Below are 14673 nucleotides of genomic sequence, written 5' to 3' on the forward strand. Positions count from 1 at the left end.
AGGCCGACGGCGCCGTCCCCACCGACACCGTGGCCACCGGCGAGCACCCCGACTGGTCGCTCGCGTCACAGGTCGCGGCGTCCAGCACCGACACCGTGTTGTCGTCGGCGTTCGCCACGTAGAGGGTGGCGGGGCCCGAGCCACTCGCCAGAGCCAGGGCATCGGGCCCCTGACCGGCCCGGGCCTCGGTCACCGGCCCACCACAGGGCGAGCTCCCACCGCTACAGGCCGTCGAGAGCACGGCGACGCCGGAGGCCGCCTGGGCGCTGTCGGCGACGTAGAGGGTCTGGGTGGCGAGGTCTAGGGCCTCGGCGACCGGGGCCGATCCGGCCGGTTCCTGCCGGAGCACCGGCAGACTGCTGCCGGCAGCGTGGGCCACCCCCGGCACGAGAACCAGCCCGCCGCTGGCGAGCAGGGCCGCTCCCGCCAGGAGAAAGGAAGTTCGCCAGGGCCGCCGGCGCAGTCCTCGGGTCCCGGCGTCGAGCTGCTCTTCCATTGCGACCTCCGTCCCTCCCGCGTCGAACACCGGAGGCCGTCCACCGCGACGGCGCGCCAGCGTTCCCTGTGGTCTGCTCCAGGGGACCCACCGGCCGCACCGTCCCCGTCGCTCCCCGCCGCTTGGCGAACGAGCGCAACGTCCGTTGTCGCCCCCTCTACGGTGCAGCCCGCACCCCTGGATGACGGATCTCTCCTCCGGCGCCGAGACGACCGACCACCTGCCCGAAGGTCCGACCCGAGCGGCTTGGTAGACTGCTGGCGTCCCTGTCCTGGACAGCGACACGAAGGGGGTGATCGGTTTCGACTCCGGTCGTCAAGGCAGGAGAAGCGAGCCGTGGTCTCCGGAGCCACGTAAAAGAGCCGGAACACAAAACAAACGCCGAGCCTCAGCTCGCGCTGGCTGCCTGAGCTAGGTAGCCCGTCTGCCCGGCCCCAGCCCTACGGGTCGGTCGCAGGCGTCATCTCGTAGGGCTCACCCCTCGGTCCGGTCGGCAGGCCGAGGGGGACATCCCAGCCGACTGGGGACCGGTCCCGGCGCCGACGACGGGGCTGGTCCCGAGAACTCCTCGCCGGCTGCGCTCGGAGAAGGCCTGCTGAGAAGCCGGAGGACGCGGGTTCGATTCCCGCCACCTCCACTCGCCACGCCCCCGGGGTGGGCATCGCCCCGGGGCAGACCCGGTGCGCTCAGCCCGAACAGCAGCCGCTCCCCCGATGCACCGGGAGACCCACTTCGGCCCAGGCCCGGGTCCCCCCGGCCACCGACACGGCCTCGCGGCCGTGGGCTGCGAGCCAGTCCGCCGCCTGCAACGACCGGCCCCCGCTCGCGCAGATCACCACCAGCGGCCGCTCGCTCGGCAGCTCCTGCAGCCGGGCCGGGAGCTCGTCGAGGGGAACCAACCGGGCGCCGGGGACGTGCGCCTCGACGTACTCCTCGGGCCGGCGGACATCGAGGATGAACGGCTCCTCCGTCTCGGTCAGAGCCGCCAGCGTCCTCACGTCGATCTCCTCGGCCATCGCTCCCGACCTCCTCTCCGTCTCTGCCCTTGGCGACGACCCCCAGCATGGCTGGTCGCGGAGGCCACGCGTGTCCGTTCCGCGGACCGCTCGTCGCTCTCTATACTCCCCCGGGTATTGACGGGCCCATCCCGGTCCGTCCGAGCACCACACCGCCGGGGGACACCCCGGCGGTCCTGGCCAGTACCGAACCGGAGGAGGAACCAACCGTGTCGACGACCGACGCTCCGACGCGCCGCTCGCTGCCGACGGGTGGTCCTCGTGGTCTGGGCGCTCGTCGTCGTGGCCTTCGGGGTCTTCGCCCCCAAAGCCACCTCCTCACTCGCGGGCGCCGGCTGGGTCAGCTCGACCAGCCAGTCGGTCCGAGCCCGACAGGTCATCCAGCGGGACTTCGCCGGCCTGGGCTCGAGCGCCCTCGAGGTGGTCGTCCACGACCGCCAGGGCCCCCTCGAGGCCAGCGCAGCGGGTCGCCAGGTGCTGGCCAGCGTGGAGGCCACCCTCCGGCGGGACTCGGCGGTCTCGGTCGTCGAGCCGCCGACCCCCGGGCTCACCCTCTCCCGCGACGGCCGGACGGCGGTCGTGACCGCCGGCGCCAAGGTCGGACCCAACCGCATGGTCAAGGCGGCCGGCGCCCTGGCCGCCCCCTTGGCTCGCCTCGGTCGTGACGGCGTCAGCGTCACCCTCACCGGCGACAGCGCCCTCTGGGCGGACTTCAACAGCGCCAACCATTCGGCCATGATGCGCTCGGAGATGCTCTCGTGGCCGGTGACCCTGGCCATCTTGGTCGTCGCCTTCGGCAGCGTCGTCGCCGCGGGCCTCCCCCTCATGCTGACCCTGGCCGGCCTGGCGGTGGCGGCGGGCGCCCTGGTCCTCGTCAACCACCTCACCCCAACCTCCATCTGGGCCCTCAACTTCGCCCTCATGTTCGCCCTGGCTCTCGGGATCGACTACGCGCTCTTCCTCGTGGTCCGTTTCCGAGCAGCTCTCGCCCACCACCGCGCCGAGGACGGTGCCCCCGACGCGGTCGTGGCCGCCGTGGCCGAGACCATGGGCACTGCCGGGAAGGCCGTGGCCTTCTCGGCCCTCACGGTCCTCGCTTCCCTCGGCTCCATCCTCCTCGTCCCCAGCCCCGCCTTCCGGTCCATGGCCCTCGGCATCATGCTGGCCGTCGTGGCCGTCTTGGCGGCCACCTTGACCCTGCTCCCCGCCGTACTCGGCCGACTCGGCCTAGCTATCGACCGGGGTCGGGTCCGGCTCCGCCGCCACGCCCCCGCCCATCCGGCCGGGCACCGTCTGGAGTCCGCCCTCCACCGGGTCGGCCGGGGCCTCTGGCGCCATCCGCTCCCCGCCGCCCTCGGGGCCCTCGCCGTCCTGGCCCTGGCGGCCTGGCCCGCGCTGGGCCTCCGGACCGCCATGCCCTCCATCACCATCATCCCCCCGACCGCCAACGCCCGCGTGGGCTACGAGCAGATCGTGACCGCCTTCGGCCCCGGGGCCCCGGGCACCCTCGACGTCCTCGTGCCCGCCGCCGAGGAGCACGACGCCCTGACCACCCTGGCCCGGCTCCCCGGGGTGGCGGCCAGTGTTCCCGGCCCGACCCACGCCGGCTGGACCCTCAACGAGGTCGTCCCCACCACCGGTCCCTCCACACCGGCGACCGCCGCCACCATCGGCCGCCTCCGCCGAGCCCTTCCCCAGGGCAGCCTGGTCGGGGGAGCAGCGGCGGAGAACGTGGACCTCCAGCACACCTTGGCCGCCAAGACCCCCCTCGTCTACGGCGTCCTGCTCGGCATGGGCTTCCTCTTGCTCCTCGTGGCCCTTCAGGCCCCCCTTCTCGCCCTGGCCGGCGTCCTCCTGACCGGCCTCTCGGTGGCCGGGGCCTTCGGGGTCGCCCGCCTGATCTTCCAGGACGGTCACCTCGCCGGCCTGCTCCACTTCACCCCCCAGGGCTTCGTCGACGCCTGGGCCCCCCTCTTCTTCGGGGCCATGGTCTTCGGGGTGGCCATGGACTACACCCTCTTTCTCCTCTCAGCCGCCAAGGAGCGCTTCGAGCGGTCCGCCGATCCCGAGCACGCCATGCTCGGCTCGGTCCGCACCTCCGGGCGGGTCGTGGTCTCGGCGGCTGCCGTCATGATCGCCGTCTTCTTGACCTTCGCCCTCTCGGGCCCCCTGGCCCCCAAGGAGATGGGCGTGGTCCTCGCCGTCGCGGTCGCCCTGGACGCCCTCGTCGTCCGACTGGTCCTCCTCCCGGTGGTGCTCCGCCTCGGTCACCACCGAGCGTGGCACTGCCCGCCGTGGTTGGCCCGACTCCTGCCTGCGGTCCGGTTCTCCCACTGAGGCGGGTCGTCCACTGGGCACGACCCGGTTTCACAACACATCACACAAACTCCACAACGGCTGAGGAGAGACCGGTCCTGGCCCCGGCGGCCCCCGGGGCCAGGACGGCCGCCGGGTCCTACTGGCCCACCCGAGCCAGGTGCCGTCCCAGCTTGACGAAGAGCTGGGCCTTCGCCGGGAGACGCTCGCCAAGGCGTTCGGCGAGCACGTCGGCGAGGGGACGGAGTACGTCGCCCGTCTCCAGGATCACCTGCTCCTGGCCACCCTCGGCCTCGACCACGAGGCGGAGGCCCCGCTGGGCGGCAGCCCGGCGGATCTCGCCGTTGGACCCCGCGAACCCGAGGGCCCGGAGGCTGGCCGCCAGCGGCGCCGCCAGGTCGCTCACCACGGGGAGGTCGGCCTGGGCGTAGGTCCGAGTGGCGAAACGGGCGGCGAACTCCGCCCGGGCGGCCATGGCGGCCTCGAGGCCGTGGAGGGCAGCGGTCACCTCGCCCGCCAGCAGGCGCTTCACGTCGACCGGCCGGACCTCCTTGGCCGCCAGCCGGGCAGTCAGGAGGTCGAGCTCCTCGTCCCGCCACTCGCTCAAGGCTTCGAACCATGGCCGGACCAGGTGGTCGGGTATCGACATGACCTTGCCGAAGACCTCGTCGGGGGGCGCGAGGAGCGGCACGTAGTTGCCCCGGGACTTCGACATCTTGGCGCCGCTGCCGTCGGTCCCCTCGAGGAGGGGCGTGGTCGCCACCAGTTCGGGCTCGAGACCGTGGAGCTCCATGACCTTTCGGCACATCTGGAGGTTGAGGAACTGGTCGATACCGCCGACCTCGAGGTCGCAGCGGGTCTCGACCGAGTCGAGGGCCATGACGACGGAGTAGAGCAGCTCGGCGAGCGAGAGGCCTTGGCCGGCGGCAAGGCGCTGGCGGAAGTCGTCCCGCTGGAGGGCCATGGAGACCGGCAGGCGGGCGGTCACCTCGATGAGCCGGGGCAGGGTCACCTGGTCGAGCCACTCGCTGTTCCGGCGGACCTCGGCGCTGGCAAGGTCGAAGAAGGGCCGCATCTGGTCCTCGTAACTGGCCAGGTTGGCGGCGATGTCCTCCGCACTGAGGGGCGGCCGTTCGTCGGAGCGTCCCGAGGGGTCGCCGATGCGGGCCGTGAGGTCTCCGACGATGAGGACCACCCGGTGGCCCATCCGCTGGACCCGAGAGAGGAGGATCATGGGGACGGCATGGCCGAGGTGGACCTCGGGGCCGGTCGGGTCGATGCCGAACTTCGCCACGAAGGCCCGACCCGCGGTGTGCGCTCGCACCACTCGCTCGGCGAAGGCCGCCGGCGAGGGCAGGAGGTCCGTGCAGCGGCTGGCCAGGAGGGCAGCCTGCTCCTCGGGGCCCAGGTCCGAGAGGTCGAGCTGCCGGCGGGCGGTGGACTCGGCCAGGAGGTCCTCGACGGCGGCGTCGTCTCGCAGGTCGGCTCGGGCCAAAAGCCCGAGCAGCGCCTGCACCGACGCGTGCAAGCGGCTCATCGCGCCCCCCCCGCTGCGGGACCAGGCTTCCTGGAGGCCCCGGTTCCCGCGGCCTCCATGACCTGGTGGCGGAGGTCGAGGACGGTGCCCGAGGGCAGGTCCTCGTCGAGGAGTGCCCAGATCCGCTCGGCGACCACCTCGGGCCGGGGCAGCTGGTCGAGGCGGTGAAGCTCGGCGAACCGTTCGCGGGCTGGGAAGGCCTCGGCCGAGGCGGCGCGGATGGCAGCCTGCATGGGGGTGTCGACCGGCCCGGGCGTCACGGCCAGGATGCGGACACCGCCGCGCTCGGCCTCTTCGGCCCCGACGATCCGGCACCACTGGTCCATGGCCGCCTTGGCCGCTCCGTAGGCGGACCAGCCGAGATAGACGGTCCGGGCGGCGCCAGACGTGAGGAGGACGAGGTGCCGGGGGGCGTCGTGGCGGGCGAGCACGCCGAGGAGGCGCTGGCCGAGGGCCATGGTGGCCGCGCCGAGCAGCACGGCTCGCTCGTAGGCCTCGGGGTCCACCTGGGCAGCGAAGCCCATGGGCTCGAGGGTGCCGGCGGCGTGGACGACCACGACCCGACCACCGGGGTGCCGGTCGAGGGCCTCGGCGACCGCGACGGCGAGCGCCGCCCAGCTGGCCGGTTCGGCGAGGTCGAGGGCCAGGTGCCGCGCCGGGGGGGCCGGGGGTCGGCGGCTGACCCCGAGGACCTCGGCGTCCCCCCAGGGCACCGAGCGGACGAGGGCGGCACCGATGCCGCTGGAAGCCCCGGTCACCACGACGAGCGGCGCCGCTCCCTGCCCGGTCGATCCGACGCTCATCCGGCTCCCCCGCTGGTCGGCTCGAGCCAGGGTTCGTGCCAGGGAGGCAGGCCTCGGACGAGCTCGTCGGCACCCCGCGGGCCCATGCTGCCCGGCTCGTAGGGTTCGAGGGGCGGGGGCGAGTCCAAGAGGGGCTGGACGATGCGCCAGGTCTCCTCGACGAGATCCTGGCGGCTGAAGAGCGACGCGTCCCCCTCGAGCGCGTCGTGGAGCAAGCGTTCGTAGGGCTCGGGCGGCACGCCGAGCTGCTCGGCGAAGGAGAGGTCGAGGTGGACCCGGCGGACACCTCGGTCGTGGCCCTTGGCCAAAAGCACCAGCCGGACCCCGGGGTCGGGGTCGATGCGGACCACCACCTGGGACGGTTCGGGCCGGGCCGGCTCGTCGAGGAAGGCCAGGCGGGGGGGCCGGCGGAAGATGACCCGAACCTCGGTACAGCGCATGGTCATCTTCTTGCCCGCCCGGATCAGGAACGGGACCCCCGACCAGCGCCAGTTGTCGACCGCCAGGCGCAGGGCGACGAAGGTCTCGGTCGTGGAGTCCTTAGCCACCCCCTCGACGTCCCGGTACCCCTGGTACTGGCCGCGGACCGCTCGGGCCGGCTCGGCCGGCGGCATGGCCCGGAACACCTCGAGCTTCTTGTCCTGGACGGCATCGGGGCCGGCGCCGACCGGCGGTTCCATGGCGACGAGGGCGAGGACCTGGAGGAGGTGGTTCTGGACCACGTCCCGAAGGGCCCCGACCGGGTCGTAGAAGCCGCCCCGACCCTCCACCCCGAAGTCCTCGGCCAGGGTCAGCTGCACGGCGGCCACGTGCGAACGGTTCCAGAGCGGCTCGAAGACGGCGTTGGCGAAGCGGAGGTACTGGAGGTCGAGGACCGGCTCCTTGCCGAGGAAGTGGTCGATCCGGAGCAGCTGTCGCTCGTCCAGGTACCGGTGGAGCTCGGCGGCCAGGGCCCGGGCGGAGGCCAGGTCGCGGCCGAAGGGTTTCTCGACGACCACCCGGGCCCCCTCGGTCAGGCCGGCCTGGTGAAGGCCCTGGACGACGGTGGCGAAGAGGCTGGGGGGCACTTCGAGGTAGAAGACCGGGGTCGTGCGCCCCTGGAGCTCCTCGGCCAGGCGGCGGTAGGTGGCGGGGTCGGCCAGGTCGCCGCCGTGGTAGTGCAAGCGCCGGGCGAGACGGTCGAAGACTGCTTCGTCGACCGGGAGGCCGCCCTGGTCCAGGGCCGCCCGGGCCCGGCGGACAAGCTCCTCGTTCGACCAGTCCTGCCGACCCACCCCGTAGACCGGGCAGCGCAGCCGGTCGTGCTCCTCGAGCCGGTAGAGGGCACGGAAGGTCATCTTGGCCGCCAGGTCCCCGGTGATGCCGAAGATCACCAGGGCGTCGGCGCGCCGGCTGTGCTGGTCCGCCCGGGTCTGGCTCATCCCCCGGACGCTACTGGGCCTCCCGGGCCGCCGTCGTCGCTGGCTCCGCCCAGGGCGCGTCGACCGCTTCGAAGGGGACCTGGCAGGGCGGGCCGTCGGCGACCCAGAGTCGGGGCGGCTCGTCGGGTCGCTCGGGGACGACGACGAGATGGGACGAGCGGGTGCCGTAGCCGTCCTCGTGGACGCAACAGGCGCCGCGGGACCCCGGCGCCTGGCCCCGTCCGTGACCGGCCGGCGACTCGTGGTCGGCGAGCAGCCGGGCCAGCCCGGCGAGGACGACCTCGAGGGGCTGGCCCACGAGGGCCGCTGCGCTCCGCCGGACCCGGTCAGTCTTGGCCGAGGACCGGCCGAGGGGCGCGTTGCCCAGCACGACGAGCCCGGGGCCGAGCGCGGCAGCCCGCAGGGGCCGCCGGGGGCGGACCGCCGCCCAGTAGAGGCTCGTCCGATCCCCCAGCAGCACTTCGCAGGGGTTGGGGTGGCACCGGGCCGCGCTGCGAACCACGGTCGCCAGGGCCGCCGAGGCGCTCCGGGCCGTCCCCCCCGCCACCGGGAGGGCGCCCCGGGATGGCCGCTCTGGATCCGGGGGCCGGCCGTCGGGCTGGTTGGTGAGCCCGACGAACACCCCGGCGTCGTTCACCGTCAGCCAACTGCCTCCGGCCTGCTCGTCGAGGCCGCCGAGGACCCGAGGTCGGCTCGGCCGGAGGACGGCCAGGGCCCGGGCCGGTCGGGCCAGCTGCTCGTCCCGGTTGGCTCCGACGACGAGGGCGGCGCCGGGGACGACGCGGTGGAGGACCACCAGGAGGCACATCGGGCCTGAGGCTACGCGGGCGGTCGCCGGCGGGAACCCAGGGCCCCGGTCGCAGCGCTCCGGTCCCGAACGCCTGTTCGGCTCCGCGCTAGCCTGGGGTGCGGTGGTGGCCCTGCAGCCCTCCCTCTTCGACCCTGACCGGCCGGTCGTGCGCTCGTTGGCGGCCCGGCCGGGCGAACGGGGCGACGTCGAGGAGACCCGCCTGGACCTTGGCCAGGGCGCGTGGCTGGTCCTGGTCCGCTCCTGGGTGCTCGGCGCCGACCAGCTCTTCGGGGAGCTCCTCGACACGGTGCCCTGGCGGGCGGCCGAGCGACCCATGTACGACCGGGTGGTGGCGGTTCCCCGCCTGCTCGCCTGGTACGGGGCGAGCGACCCGCTTCCCCACCCGGCCCTGGCCGAGGCCCGGGCGGTGCTGAACGCCCGGTTCCGACCGGTCCTCGGGGAGGCGCTCCGCACGGTCGGCCTGTGCTGCTACCGAGACGGCCGGGACAGCGTGGCCTGGCACGGCGACACCATCGGGCGGGGCGCGACCGAGGACACCGTGGTCGCCATCCTCTCCCTGGGGGCCACCCGGCGCTTCCTGCTCCGACCTCGCGGCGGAGGCGCAACGTGGCGCTTCGACCTGGCGAGCGGGGACCTCTTGGTCATGGGCGGGTCCTGCCAGCGGACGTTCGAGCACGCTGTCCCGAAGACCCAGCGACCGGTTCGCCCCCGGATCAGCGTCCAGTTCCGGCCCGTCGGGGTCCGCTGAGGCGGCAGGCCGCAGGGGTGGCCGAGGGCACGAACGTGAGCGGGGACGGGCTGCTCAGCGGACGATCTGGCCCGAGGGCCGCAGGACGTACCAGAGCCCCCCGGCGTTGGCCAGGGCCTGGCCGCTGGTCGAGCCGGGCACCGTGTCCCCGTACCACAGGTAGAGCGGCCAGCCGTCATAGGTGACCTGGAGCTGGCCGTTGCTCCGACGGGTGGTGCCGAGCAGCGACGCCTTGATCCCCGGGCCAGCGATGGGTTTGGTCACCCCGCTGGGCAGCGTCAGCGGCGGCCATTCCACCGCACAGAACTGGTAGCAGACGCTGGGCTGGCCGCGGTGGTCGAGGGTGAACATGTAGAGGGTGATGCCCTTGCCGTCCACCAGGATCTTCCCGAGACCGCCGACGGTGGCGGCCTGCACCATGGCGGTCGGTCCGGGGGTGAAGCGCGGGCGGGGCGGTGGGCCTCCGGCGCAGGCGCTGGTGCCGAGCCCGAGACCGAGCAGGGCGACGACCGACCCGAGGCGTGCGACCCATCGGCGTCCCGGTCCGATCACGCCCTCGACGGTACCAGCGGCCACCCCGGGGCGGGCCAGCGGGGGCAGCCGACCCTCAGTGCGTCGGGACGCTGGCCGGCTCCACGACCACCAGCTGGTCGCCACCCTCGAGGACCGGGTCCTCGGTGATCCCGATGCGGACCTCATGGTCCCGGACCAGGCCGAGGACGAGGCCTTGGCGACCCGCCCGGACCTGGCTGAGCGATCGACCGACCTCCTCCGCGGCCACCGGAACCTCCCGCATGCGGTAGCCGTTGGACTCGACGAGCCGGAGCAGGACCTGTCCGGCGTGGGGCGCCTCGAGGCTCTTCGTCAGGGTCTGCACCACGAGCTCGTCGGCCGACACCTGGACCGGGACGCCGAGCTCCCGGAGGGCCTGGCAGACCGGGGCCGAGTGGGCCAGGGCTACGGTCGGCACCGCAGGAGCCGCCCGGCGCAGCAAGACGGCGGTCACGAGCACGTCGGCGTCGCTGCGGCCGGTCACGAGCAGCTCCGCGGCCCGCTCAGGGTGGGACCGGCGGACCGACTCCTCCGAGGTGGGGTCCCGGGCCAGGAGCCGGACCTCGTCGGGCAGTTCGCCGAGGGGCGCGTCGCTCACGACGATCACCCGCCGACCAGCCCGGGAGAGGGCCGAGGCCACCTGGGGCACGACCGGGTCGCCGCCGTAGATCACGACCTCCTCACCGCTGGGTTCAGGACGGACCACGGTGAGGAGCCTACGCAGGTGGGTGGCGGCCACAGCGCCAGCGAAGAGGGCGAAGGCCGACGCGAAGAGGGGGATGGTGGTCAGCATGACCAGCGAGGCGATGGCCCGGCCCACGGCGTTCTTCGGCGTCACGTCGCCGTAGCCCACGGTGGTGGCCGTGGTGATGGCCCAGTAGACGGCCGTGCCGAAGGAGACGTGCTGGGTGGCGGCGAACCCGGCGGCACCGCCCAGCAGGCAGACCACCCCGACCAGCACCAGGCGGATGGCCTGGGAGCGCTTGAGCTTCGAGACCAGCAGGGCGAGGATGGCCGGCACCGGGAGCAGCTTGCCACCTGGGACGGGGCCCGGGGCTGCTGCTCGGGACGTCGCCCGTTCCCGTTCCCGTCCCCCTCTCCCGCCCGCTACCGTGCTTCGGGACCCCGGGGCAGCCGGCCGCACGTCGGGCAGCGAGCCGGAGCGGGCGAGACGTGGGGGTGGACATGGAGCACGACGAAGGCGCGCAGATGGCGGCAACCGGCGGCACCGTAGTGGTGACGGGCGCGGCCTCGGGCATCGGTCGGGCCACGGCCCTGCTCCTCGCCCAGCGCTACCCGGCGGTCCTCGCCGCTGACCTCGACGAGGCGGGCCTCGAGCGCCTGGCGGCCGAGGCGCCCGGCCAGATTGCGACGGCGCACCTCGACGTCACGGACGAGAGCGCGGGCTCGCGCCTGGCCGCCCGCCTGGACGAGGACCTCCCGCCCCTGTGGGCCGTGGTCCACTGCGCCGGCTGGGACGAGACCCGGCCCTTCGTCGACACCGACCCGGCCTTCTGGGCGAAGGTCGTGGCCATCAACTACCTGGGCGTAGTCCGGATCACCCACGCCCTGCTGCCCCGCCTTCTGGCCCAGCGGGCCGGCCGGGTGGTGGCGGTGGCCAGCGACGCCGGTCGGGTGGGCTCCAGCGGCGAGACGGTGTACGCCGGGGCGAAGGGCGGGGTGATCGCCTTCATGAAGTCCGTGGCCCGCGAGACGGCCCGGGCCCAGGTGACGGCCAACACGGTCTGTCCGGGCCCGACGGACACCCCACTCTTCCGCCGCCAGCCCGAGCGCCTCCAAGAAGCCTTGGCGCGGGCGGTGCCCATGGGCCGGCTGGGCCAGCCCGAGGACGTGGCCGCCGCCGTGGCCTTCTTCTGCGCGCCCGAGGCCGGCTACGTGACCGGTCAGGTCCTCTCGGTCAGCGGCGGTCTGACCATGGCCGGGTGAGCCAACCCACCCCAGCCGACCAGCCCGACCCTGGGCCGAGCACAGCAGGAGGCAGCCATGCGGTTCGCGGACTACCAGTACGTGCGTTTCGAGGAGAAAGGGCAGGGCGTCGTGGTCATGACCCTCAATCGGCCCGAACGCCTGAACGCCACCCACGAGCCCATGCACCAGGAGCTGATCCGGGTCTGGCGGGACGTCCACCCTCGCCATGATCAGCCGGATGACCGAGGACTACCGAGCAGTCATGACCATGCTCGAGGAGACCCAGGACCTCGTCTCCGAGATGCTCCGCTGCGACACGCCCATCGTCTCGGCCATCAACGGGCCGGCCGTCGGCGCCGGCCTCGTCGTGGCCCTGCTGGCCGACATCTCCATCGCCGCGCAGGGCGTCCGCCTGACCGACGGGCATCTTCGCCTGGGTGTCGTCGCCGGGGACCACGCTGCCATCCTTTGGCCCCTGCTCTGCGGCATGGCCAAGGCCAAGGACCTCCTGCTCACGTCCGACTTCATCGACGCTGAGGAGGCGGCGCGCGTGGGCCTGGTGAGCCGCTGCGTGCCCGCCGACCGACTGATGGACGAGGCCCTCGCCGTTGCGTCCCAACTGGCCCGAGGACCCCAAGCCGCCCTCCGGCTCACCAAACGGGCTCTGAACAACTGGCTGCGGCTTGCCGGCCCGATCTTCGACGCCTCGGCCGCCTACGAGATGCTCACCTTCCTCGGGCCCGACGCCAAGGAAGGCGTCCAGGCCCTCCAGGAGCATCGTCCACCCCGGTTCCCCAGCGCGCCTGCCTCCTGAGGCCAACGGGGCTGGACGCGACAGGCGGTGCCGGCCCTCGGACGCACCGGCACCGCCTCGTCCGTGCGAGCCCGATCGTCAGGGGCGACCGGCGTCGATCCACTCCTGCACGCGGGCGTCGGAGATCCTCCGCGCCGTTGGCATGTCGGCCCAGGCCCGGAACCGTTCCTTCTCCTCGGCGTCCAGTTGCGAGAAGAGCGTCTTCGCCGATCGCCGTCCACTGGTCGCCCGACTCCCCTGAGGGGCCCGTCGCCGGCTCCCGCGACCGGTCGGGCGGGCGTGCTCCACGTAGACCGCCAAGGCCTTGCGCAGTGCCGCGGCGTTCTTCTTGCTCAAGTCGATCTCGTAGGTCTTGCCGTCGAGACCGAAGACGACCGTCTCCTCTGCTTCGCTCCCGTCAATGTCATCCGTCAGCTGCGTCACGACCGTTTTTGCCATGGCCGCAGCATAGCGCGAAAACTGATTGGCCCACTCCAAATGAACAGCCAAGCGCCGAGCCCCGGGTGTGATGCGGTTCGACACCACCCTCAGCCCTCCCCTTCACCGGGCTCGACGGCACCCTCTCGATACCGGATCCAACCGGCAACGAGGGCCAGGCACGGTAGGGCCAGGGCCAGGGCCACGGCGAAGGGCCAAAGAGCGGCTCTCGCCGTAACCGCTCCCACGTAGGCGCCGGCGGCCGTCACAGCGGTGACCCGCCCGACGAACGCCTGGATCCGCAAACGCCGGGTTCGCTGGCGCTCGTCGGGCTGCCCCCGCAGCAGAGCACCGAGGTCGTCGTCCCTCCGAGCCAGGCGAACAGAGCCAAAGGCGATGACGAGGACGATCGGCCCGATGGCGAGCAGTGCCGTCCAGCCGTTCGTCGCAGCAACGGCCATCGCGATGGCCATGCCGCCCACCAGCATGACCACCGACGCCCCGAGCCTCAGGAGGATCGCTTCGACTCATCCATGTCGAACATGGCGTCGACGGTCGATCCGAAGAACCGCGCGATCCGAAACGCCAGCGGCAACGACGGCAGGTAGCGGCCACGCTCGATCGAGATGACGGTTTGCCGGGAAACGCCGAGGGCCTCGGCCAGGTCGGCCTGGGAGAGGCCTCGGGCCAGCCGTGCCTCCCGGACCCGGTTCCGCACGGTGTCAAGCTATCTTGACGCATCCGTGATGTCAAGCGACCTTGACCTTCGTCAGGCTCGGTGAACCGCTCCGGACCCCCGTGCTCGACACGGTCGCTGCTGGGTCGACGCCCGGCTCTGGACGTGGGCGCTGCCGGACTCGAACCGACGACCTGCTGGTTGTAAGCCAGCTGCTCTCCCAGCTGAGCTAAGCGCCCGAGACTCCTCCCCCGACCCTACTCGTCGCCCAGCGAGCCGCGAGGGGGCGTCGGGCGCATCCCGTTCTGCTGGGCCACCATGGCTCGGTGCGCGTGGACGACCTTCGATCGATCCGACTGACCGGGACCACCGTGGTGGTCACCGGAGCGACCAGCGGCCTCGGCCTGGCCATGGCCGACGCCCTTCTCGAGGCCGGGGCCACCGTCTGGTTCGCGGCCCGGCCCACCCCCCGGCTCGAGGCGACCGTGGCCGAACGGGCAGCGGCCGGGAAGCCGGCCCGGGCCCTGGCGATGGACGTCCGTGACCCCAGGGCCGTCGAGCGCGCTGCGGAGCTCGCCTGGGACCGAGGGCCAGTGCATCTCGTGGTGAACAACGCCGGGCTTGGCATGCGGGTGGTCAACCCCCGGTTCTTCGAGGCGCCGATGCCGTTCTTCGCGGTGACCCCCGAGGCGTTCGGCGACGTGGTGGCCACCAACCTGACCGGCTACTTCCTCGTGGGTCGGGCCTTCGCTCGACGCTTCGTCGAAGCGGGCGGAGGACGGCTGGTGAACGTCACCATGAACCACGAGACCATGGTCCGCCGGGGCTTCGTCCCCTATGGCCCAGCTCGCGCCGGCGCCGAGGCCCTCAGCCGCATCATGACCGAGGACCTTCGTCCCTTCGGCGTGACCGTCAACCAGCTCCTCCCCGGCGGAGCGACGGCGACCGGCATGATCCGGCCGCCGAGGGCCTGACCGGCCTGCGCATCGTCGCCAAGGACTTCGAGGCGTTCCTCGCCGAGCGGGAGCCAGCCGGATCCTGACCTCGGCCGGCTCCCTGCCGGGGCGGCCCCCGGTCTCCTGCCGGGGCGTCAGCCCTCGTCGGCGGTGCCGCCCAAGTGCCAGCCCCCACAGAGCT

At 73.1% G+C, this 14673-nt stretch carries 15 protein-coding genes, 1 tRNA gene, 1 other RNA gene and 1 pseudogene; 6 read left to right on the forward strand and 12 right to left on the reverse strand.

All coding sequences use genetic code 11. The features are described 5' to 3' along the window. Positions 1–496, reverse strand: a pseudogene (locus Acit_RS09865) (hypothetical protein); the annotation flags it as partial. Positions 497–784: 288 nt separating this feature from the next. Between Acit_RS09865 and ssrA the strand changes: the two are divergent. Next, positions 785–1136, forward strand: a transfer-messenger RNA (tmRNA) gene (gene ssrA, locus Acit_RS09870). 46 nt (positions 1137–1182) lie between these two features. On the opposite strand, the gene Acit_RS09875 is transcribed toward ssrA, so the two are convergent. Then, the gene (locus Acit_RS09875) at positions 1183–1512 is read right to left on the reverse strand and encodes a rhodanese-like domain-containing protein (protein ID WP_248108613.1); all 330 of its coding nucleotides are present in this window, start codon (positions 1510–1512) and stop codon (positions 1183–1185) included. A gap of 252 nt (positions 1513–1764) precedes the next feature. Here Acit_RS09875 and Acit_RS09880 point away from each other — a divergent pair, with 252 nt between their 5' ends. After that, positions 1765–3849 carry an MMPL family transporter gene (locus tag Acit_RS09880; protein WP_248108614.1) on the forward strand — a complete coding sequence of 695 codons (2085 nt, stop codon included), beginning with the start codon at positions 1765–1767 and terminating at the stop codon, positions 3847–3849. 118 nt (positions 3850–3967) lie between these two features. Here the strand turns inward: Acit_RS09880 and tyrS are convergent, their stop codons facing one another. Genes tyrS through Acit_RS09900 form a run of 4 tightly spaced genes read right to left on the reverse strand, consistent with a single transcriptional unit; the run spans position 3968 to position 8397 of the window. Next, positions 3968–5365: a tyrosine--tRNA ligase gene (gene tyrS / locus Acit_RS09885; protein WP_248108616.1), complete on the reverse strand. Its 1398-nt coding sequence runs from the start codon at positions 5363–5365 to the stop codon at positions 3968–3970. Then, positions 5362–6168: an SDR family NAD(P)-dependent oxidoreductase gene (locus Acit_RS09890; protein WP_248108618.1), complete on the reverse strand. Its 807-nt coding sequence runs from the start codon at positions 6166–6168 to the stop codon at positions 5362–5364. Before Acit_RS09890 ends, tyrS begins: the two co-directional genes overlap by 4 nt. Further along, on the reverse strand, positions 6165–7589 hold the full coding sequence (gene zwf / locus Acit_RS09895; RefSeq protein ID WP_248108620.1) for a glucose-6-phosphate dehydrogenase: 1425 nt from the start codon (positions 7587–7589) through the stop codon (positions 6165–6167). The genes Acit_RS09890 and zwf overlap by 4 nt, the downstream gene beginning before the upstream one ends. A 10-nt stretch (positions 7590–7599) precedes the next feature. Continuing rightward, positions 7600–8397 carry an NRDE family protein gene (locus Acit_RS09900; protein ID WP_248108622.1) on the reverse strand — a complete coding sequence of 266 codons (798 nt, stop codon included), beginning with the start codon at positions 8395–8397 and terminating at the stop codon, positions 7600–7602. Between the two features lie 103 nt (positions 8398–8500). Here Acit_RS09900 and Acit_RS09905 point away from each other — a divergent pair, with 103 nt between their 5' ends. Further along, positions 8501–9148 carry an alpha-ketoglutarate-dependent dioxygenase AlkB gene (locus Acit_RS09905; RefSeq protein WP_248108624.1) on the forward strand — a complete coding sequence of 216 codons (648 nt, stop codon included), beginning with the start codon at positions 8501–8503 and terminating at the stop codon, positions 9146–9148. A gap of 54 nt (positions 9149–9202) precedes the next feature. Here Acit_RS09905 and Acit_RS09910 read toward each other — a convergent pair whose 3' ends face one another. Both Acit_RS09910 and Acit_RS09915 read right to left on the reverse strand, forming a co-directional pair. Beyond that, a complete protein-coding gene (locus Acit_RS09910; RefSeq protein ID WP_248108625.1) occupies positions 9203–9700 on the reverse strand; it encodes a COG4315 family predicted lipoprotein in 498 nt (165 codons plus the stop codon). 55 nt (positions 9701–9755) lie between these two features. Continuing rightward, a complete protein-coding gene (locus Acit_RS09915) occupies positions 9756–10721 on the reverse strand; it encodes a potassium channel family protein (RefSeq protein WP_248108627.1) in 966 nt (321 codons plus the stop codon). Positions 10722–10909: 188 nt separating this feature from the next. Between Acit_RS09915 and Acit_RS09920 the strand changes: the two genes are divergently transcribed. Beyond that, positions 10910–11647, forward strand: a complete 738-nt coding sequence (locus Acit_RS09920; protein WP_282436739.1) for an SDR family NAD(P)-dependent oxidoreductase — start codon at positions 10910–10912, stop codon at positions 11645–11647. Between the two features lie 220 nt (positions 11648–11867). Next, a complete protein-coding gene (locus tag Acit_RS09925; RefSeq protein WP_248108631.1) occupies positions 11868–12443 on the forward strand; it encodes an enoyl-CoA hydratase-related protein in 576 nt (191 codons plus the stop codon). Positions 12444–12521: 78 nt separating this feature from the next. On the opposite strand, the gene Acit_RS09930 is transcribed toward Acit_RS09925, so the two are convergent. From Acit_RS09930 to Acit_RS09945, 4 genes are all read right to left on the reverse strand, one after another. After that, complete coding sequence (locus tag Acit_RS09930) at positions 12522–12881, reverse strand: histone-like nucleoid-structuring protein Lsr2 (RefSeq protein ID WP_248108633.1); 360 nt, start codon at positions 12879–12881, stop codon at positions 12522–12524. Positions 12882–12970: 89 nt separating this feature from the next. Continuing rightward, positions 12971–13354, reverse strand: coding sequence for a hypothetical protein (locus Acit_RS09935; protein ID WP_248108635.1), 384 nt, complete (start codon positions 13352–13354; stop codon positions 12971–12973). Between the two features lie 14 nt (positions 13355–13368). After that, positions 13369–13578 carry a helix-turn-helix transcriptional regulator gene (locus tag Acit_RS09940; protein ID WP_248108637.1) on the reverse strand — a complete coding sequence of 70 codons (210 nt, stop codon included), beginning with the start codon at positions 13576–13578 and terminating at the stop codon, positions 13369–13371. A gap of 124 nt (positions 13579–13702) precedes the next feature. Next, a tRNA-Val gene (locus Acit_RS09945) sits at positions 13703–13775 on the reverse strand. A gap of 87 nt (positions 13776–13862) precedes the next feature. Between Acit_RS09945 and Acit_RS09950 the strand changes: the two genes are divergently transcribed. Next, positions 13863–14510 (forward strand): SDR family NAD(P)-dependent oxidoreductase, encoded by a 648-nt coding sequence (locus Acit_RS09950; RefSeq protein ID WP_248108638.1) that lies wholly within the window; start codon positions 13863–13865, stop codon positions 14508–14510. Positions 14511–14673: the final 163 nt, after the last annotated feature.

Source organism: Aciditerrimonas ferrireducens (assembly GCF_023130475.1).
GTDB lineage: Bacteria > Actinomycetota > Acidimicrobiia > Acidimicrobiales > UBA8190 > Aciditerrimonas > Aciditerrimonas ferrireducens.

Bases quoted from the DNA above. Each gene is read 5' to 3' on its own strand.
- Acit_RS09890 (WP_248108618.1), bottom strand. From the start codon at position 6,168: ATGAGCGTCGGATCGACCGGGCAGGGAGCGGCGCCGCTCGTCGTGGTG.
- Acit_RS09920 (WP_282436739.1), top strand. From the start codon at position 10,910: ATGGCGGCAACCGGCGGCACCGTAGTGGTGACGGGCGCGGCCTCGGGC.
- Acit_RS09875 (WP_248108613.1), bottom strand. From the start codon at position 1,512: ATGGCCGAGGAGATCGACGTGAGGACGCTGGCGGCTCTGACCGAGACG.
- Acit_RS09925 (WP_248108631.1), top strand. From the start codon at position 11,868: ATGACCGAGGACTACCGAGCAGTCATGACCATGCTCGAGGAGACCCAG.
- Acit_RS09930 (WP_248108633.1), bottom strand. From the start codon at position 12,881: ATGGCAAAAACGGTCGTGACGCAGCTGACGGATGACATTGACGGGAGC.
- Acit_RS09900 (WP_248108622.1), bottom strand. From the start codon at position 8,397: ATGTGCCTCCTGGTGGTCCTCCACCGCGTCGTCCCCGGCGCCGCCCTC.
- zwf (WP_248108620.1), bottom strand. From the start codon at position 7,589: ATGAGCCAGACCCGGGCGGACCAGCACAGCCGGCGCGCCGACGCCCTG.
- tyrS (WP_248108616.1), bottom strand. From the start codon at position 5,365: ATGAGCCGCTTGCACGCGTCGGTGCAGGCGCTGCTCGGGCTTTTGGCC.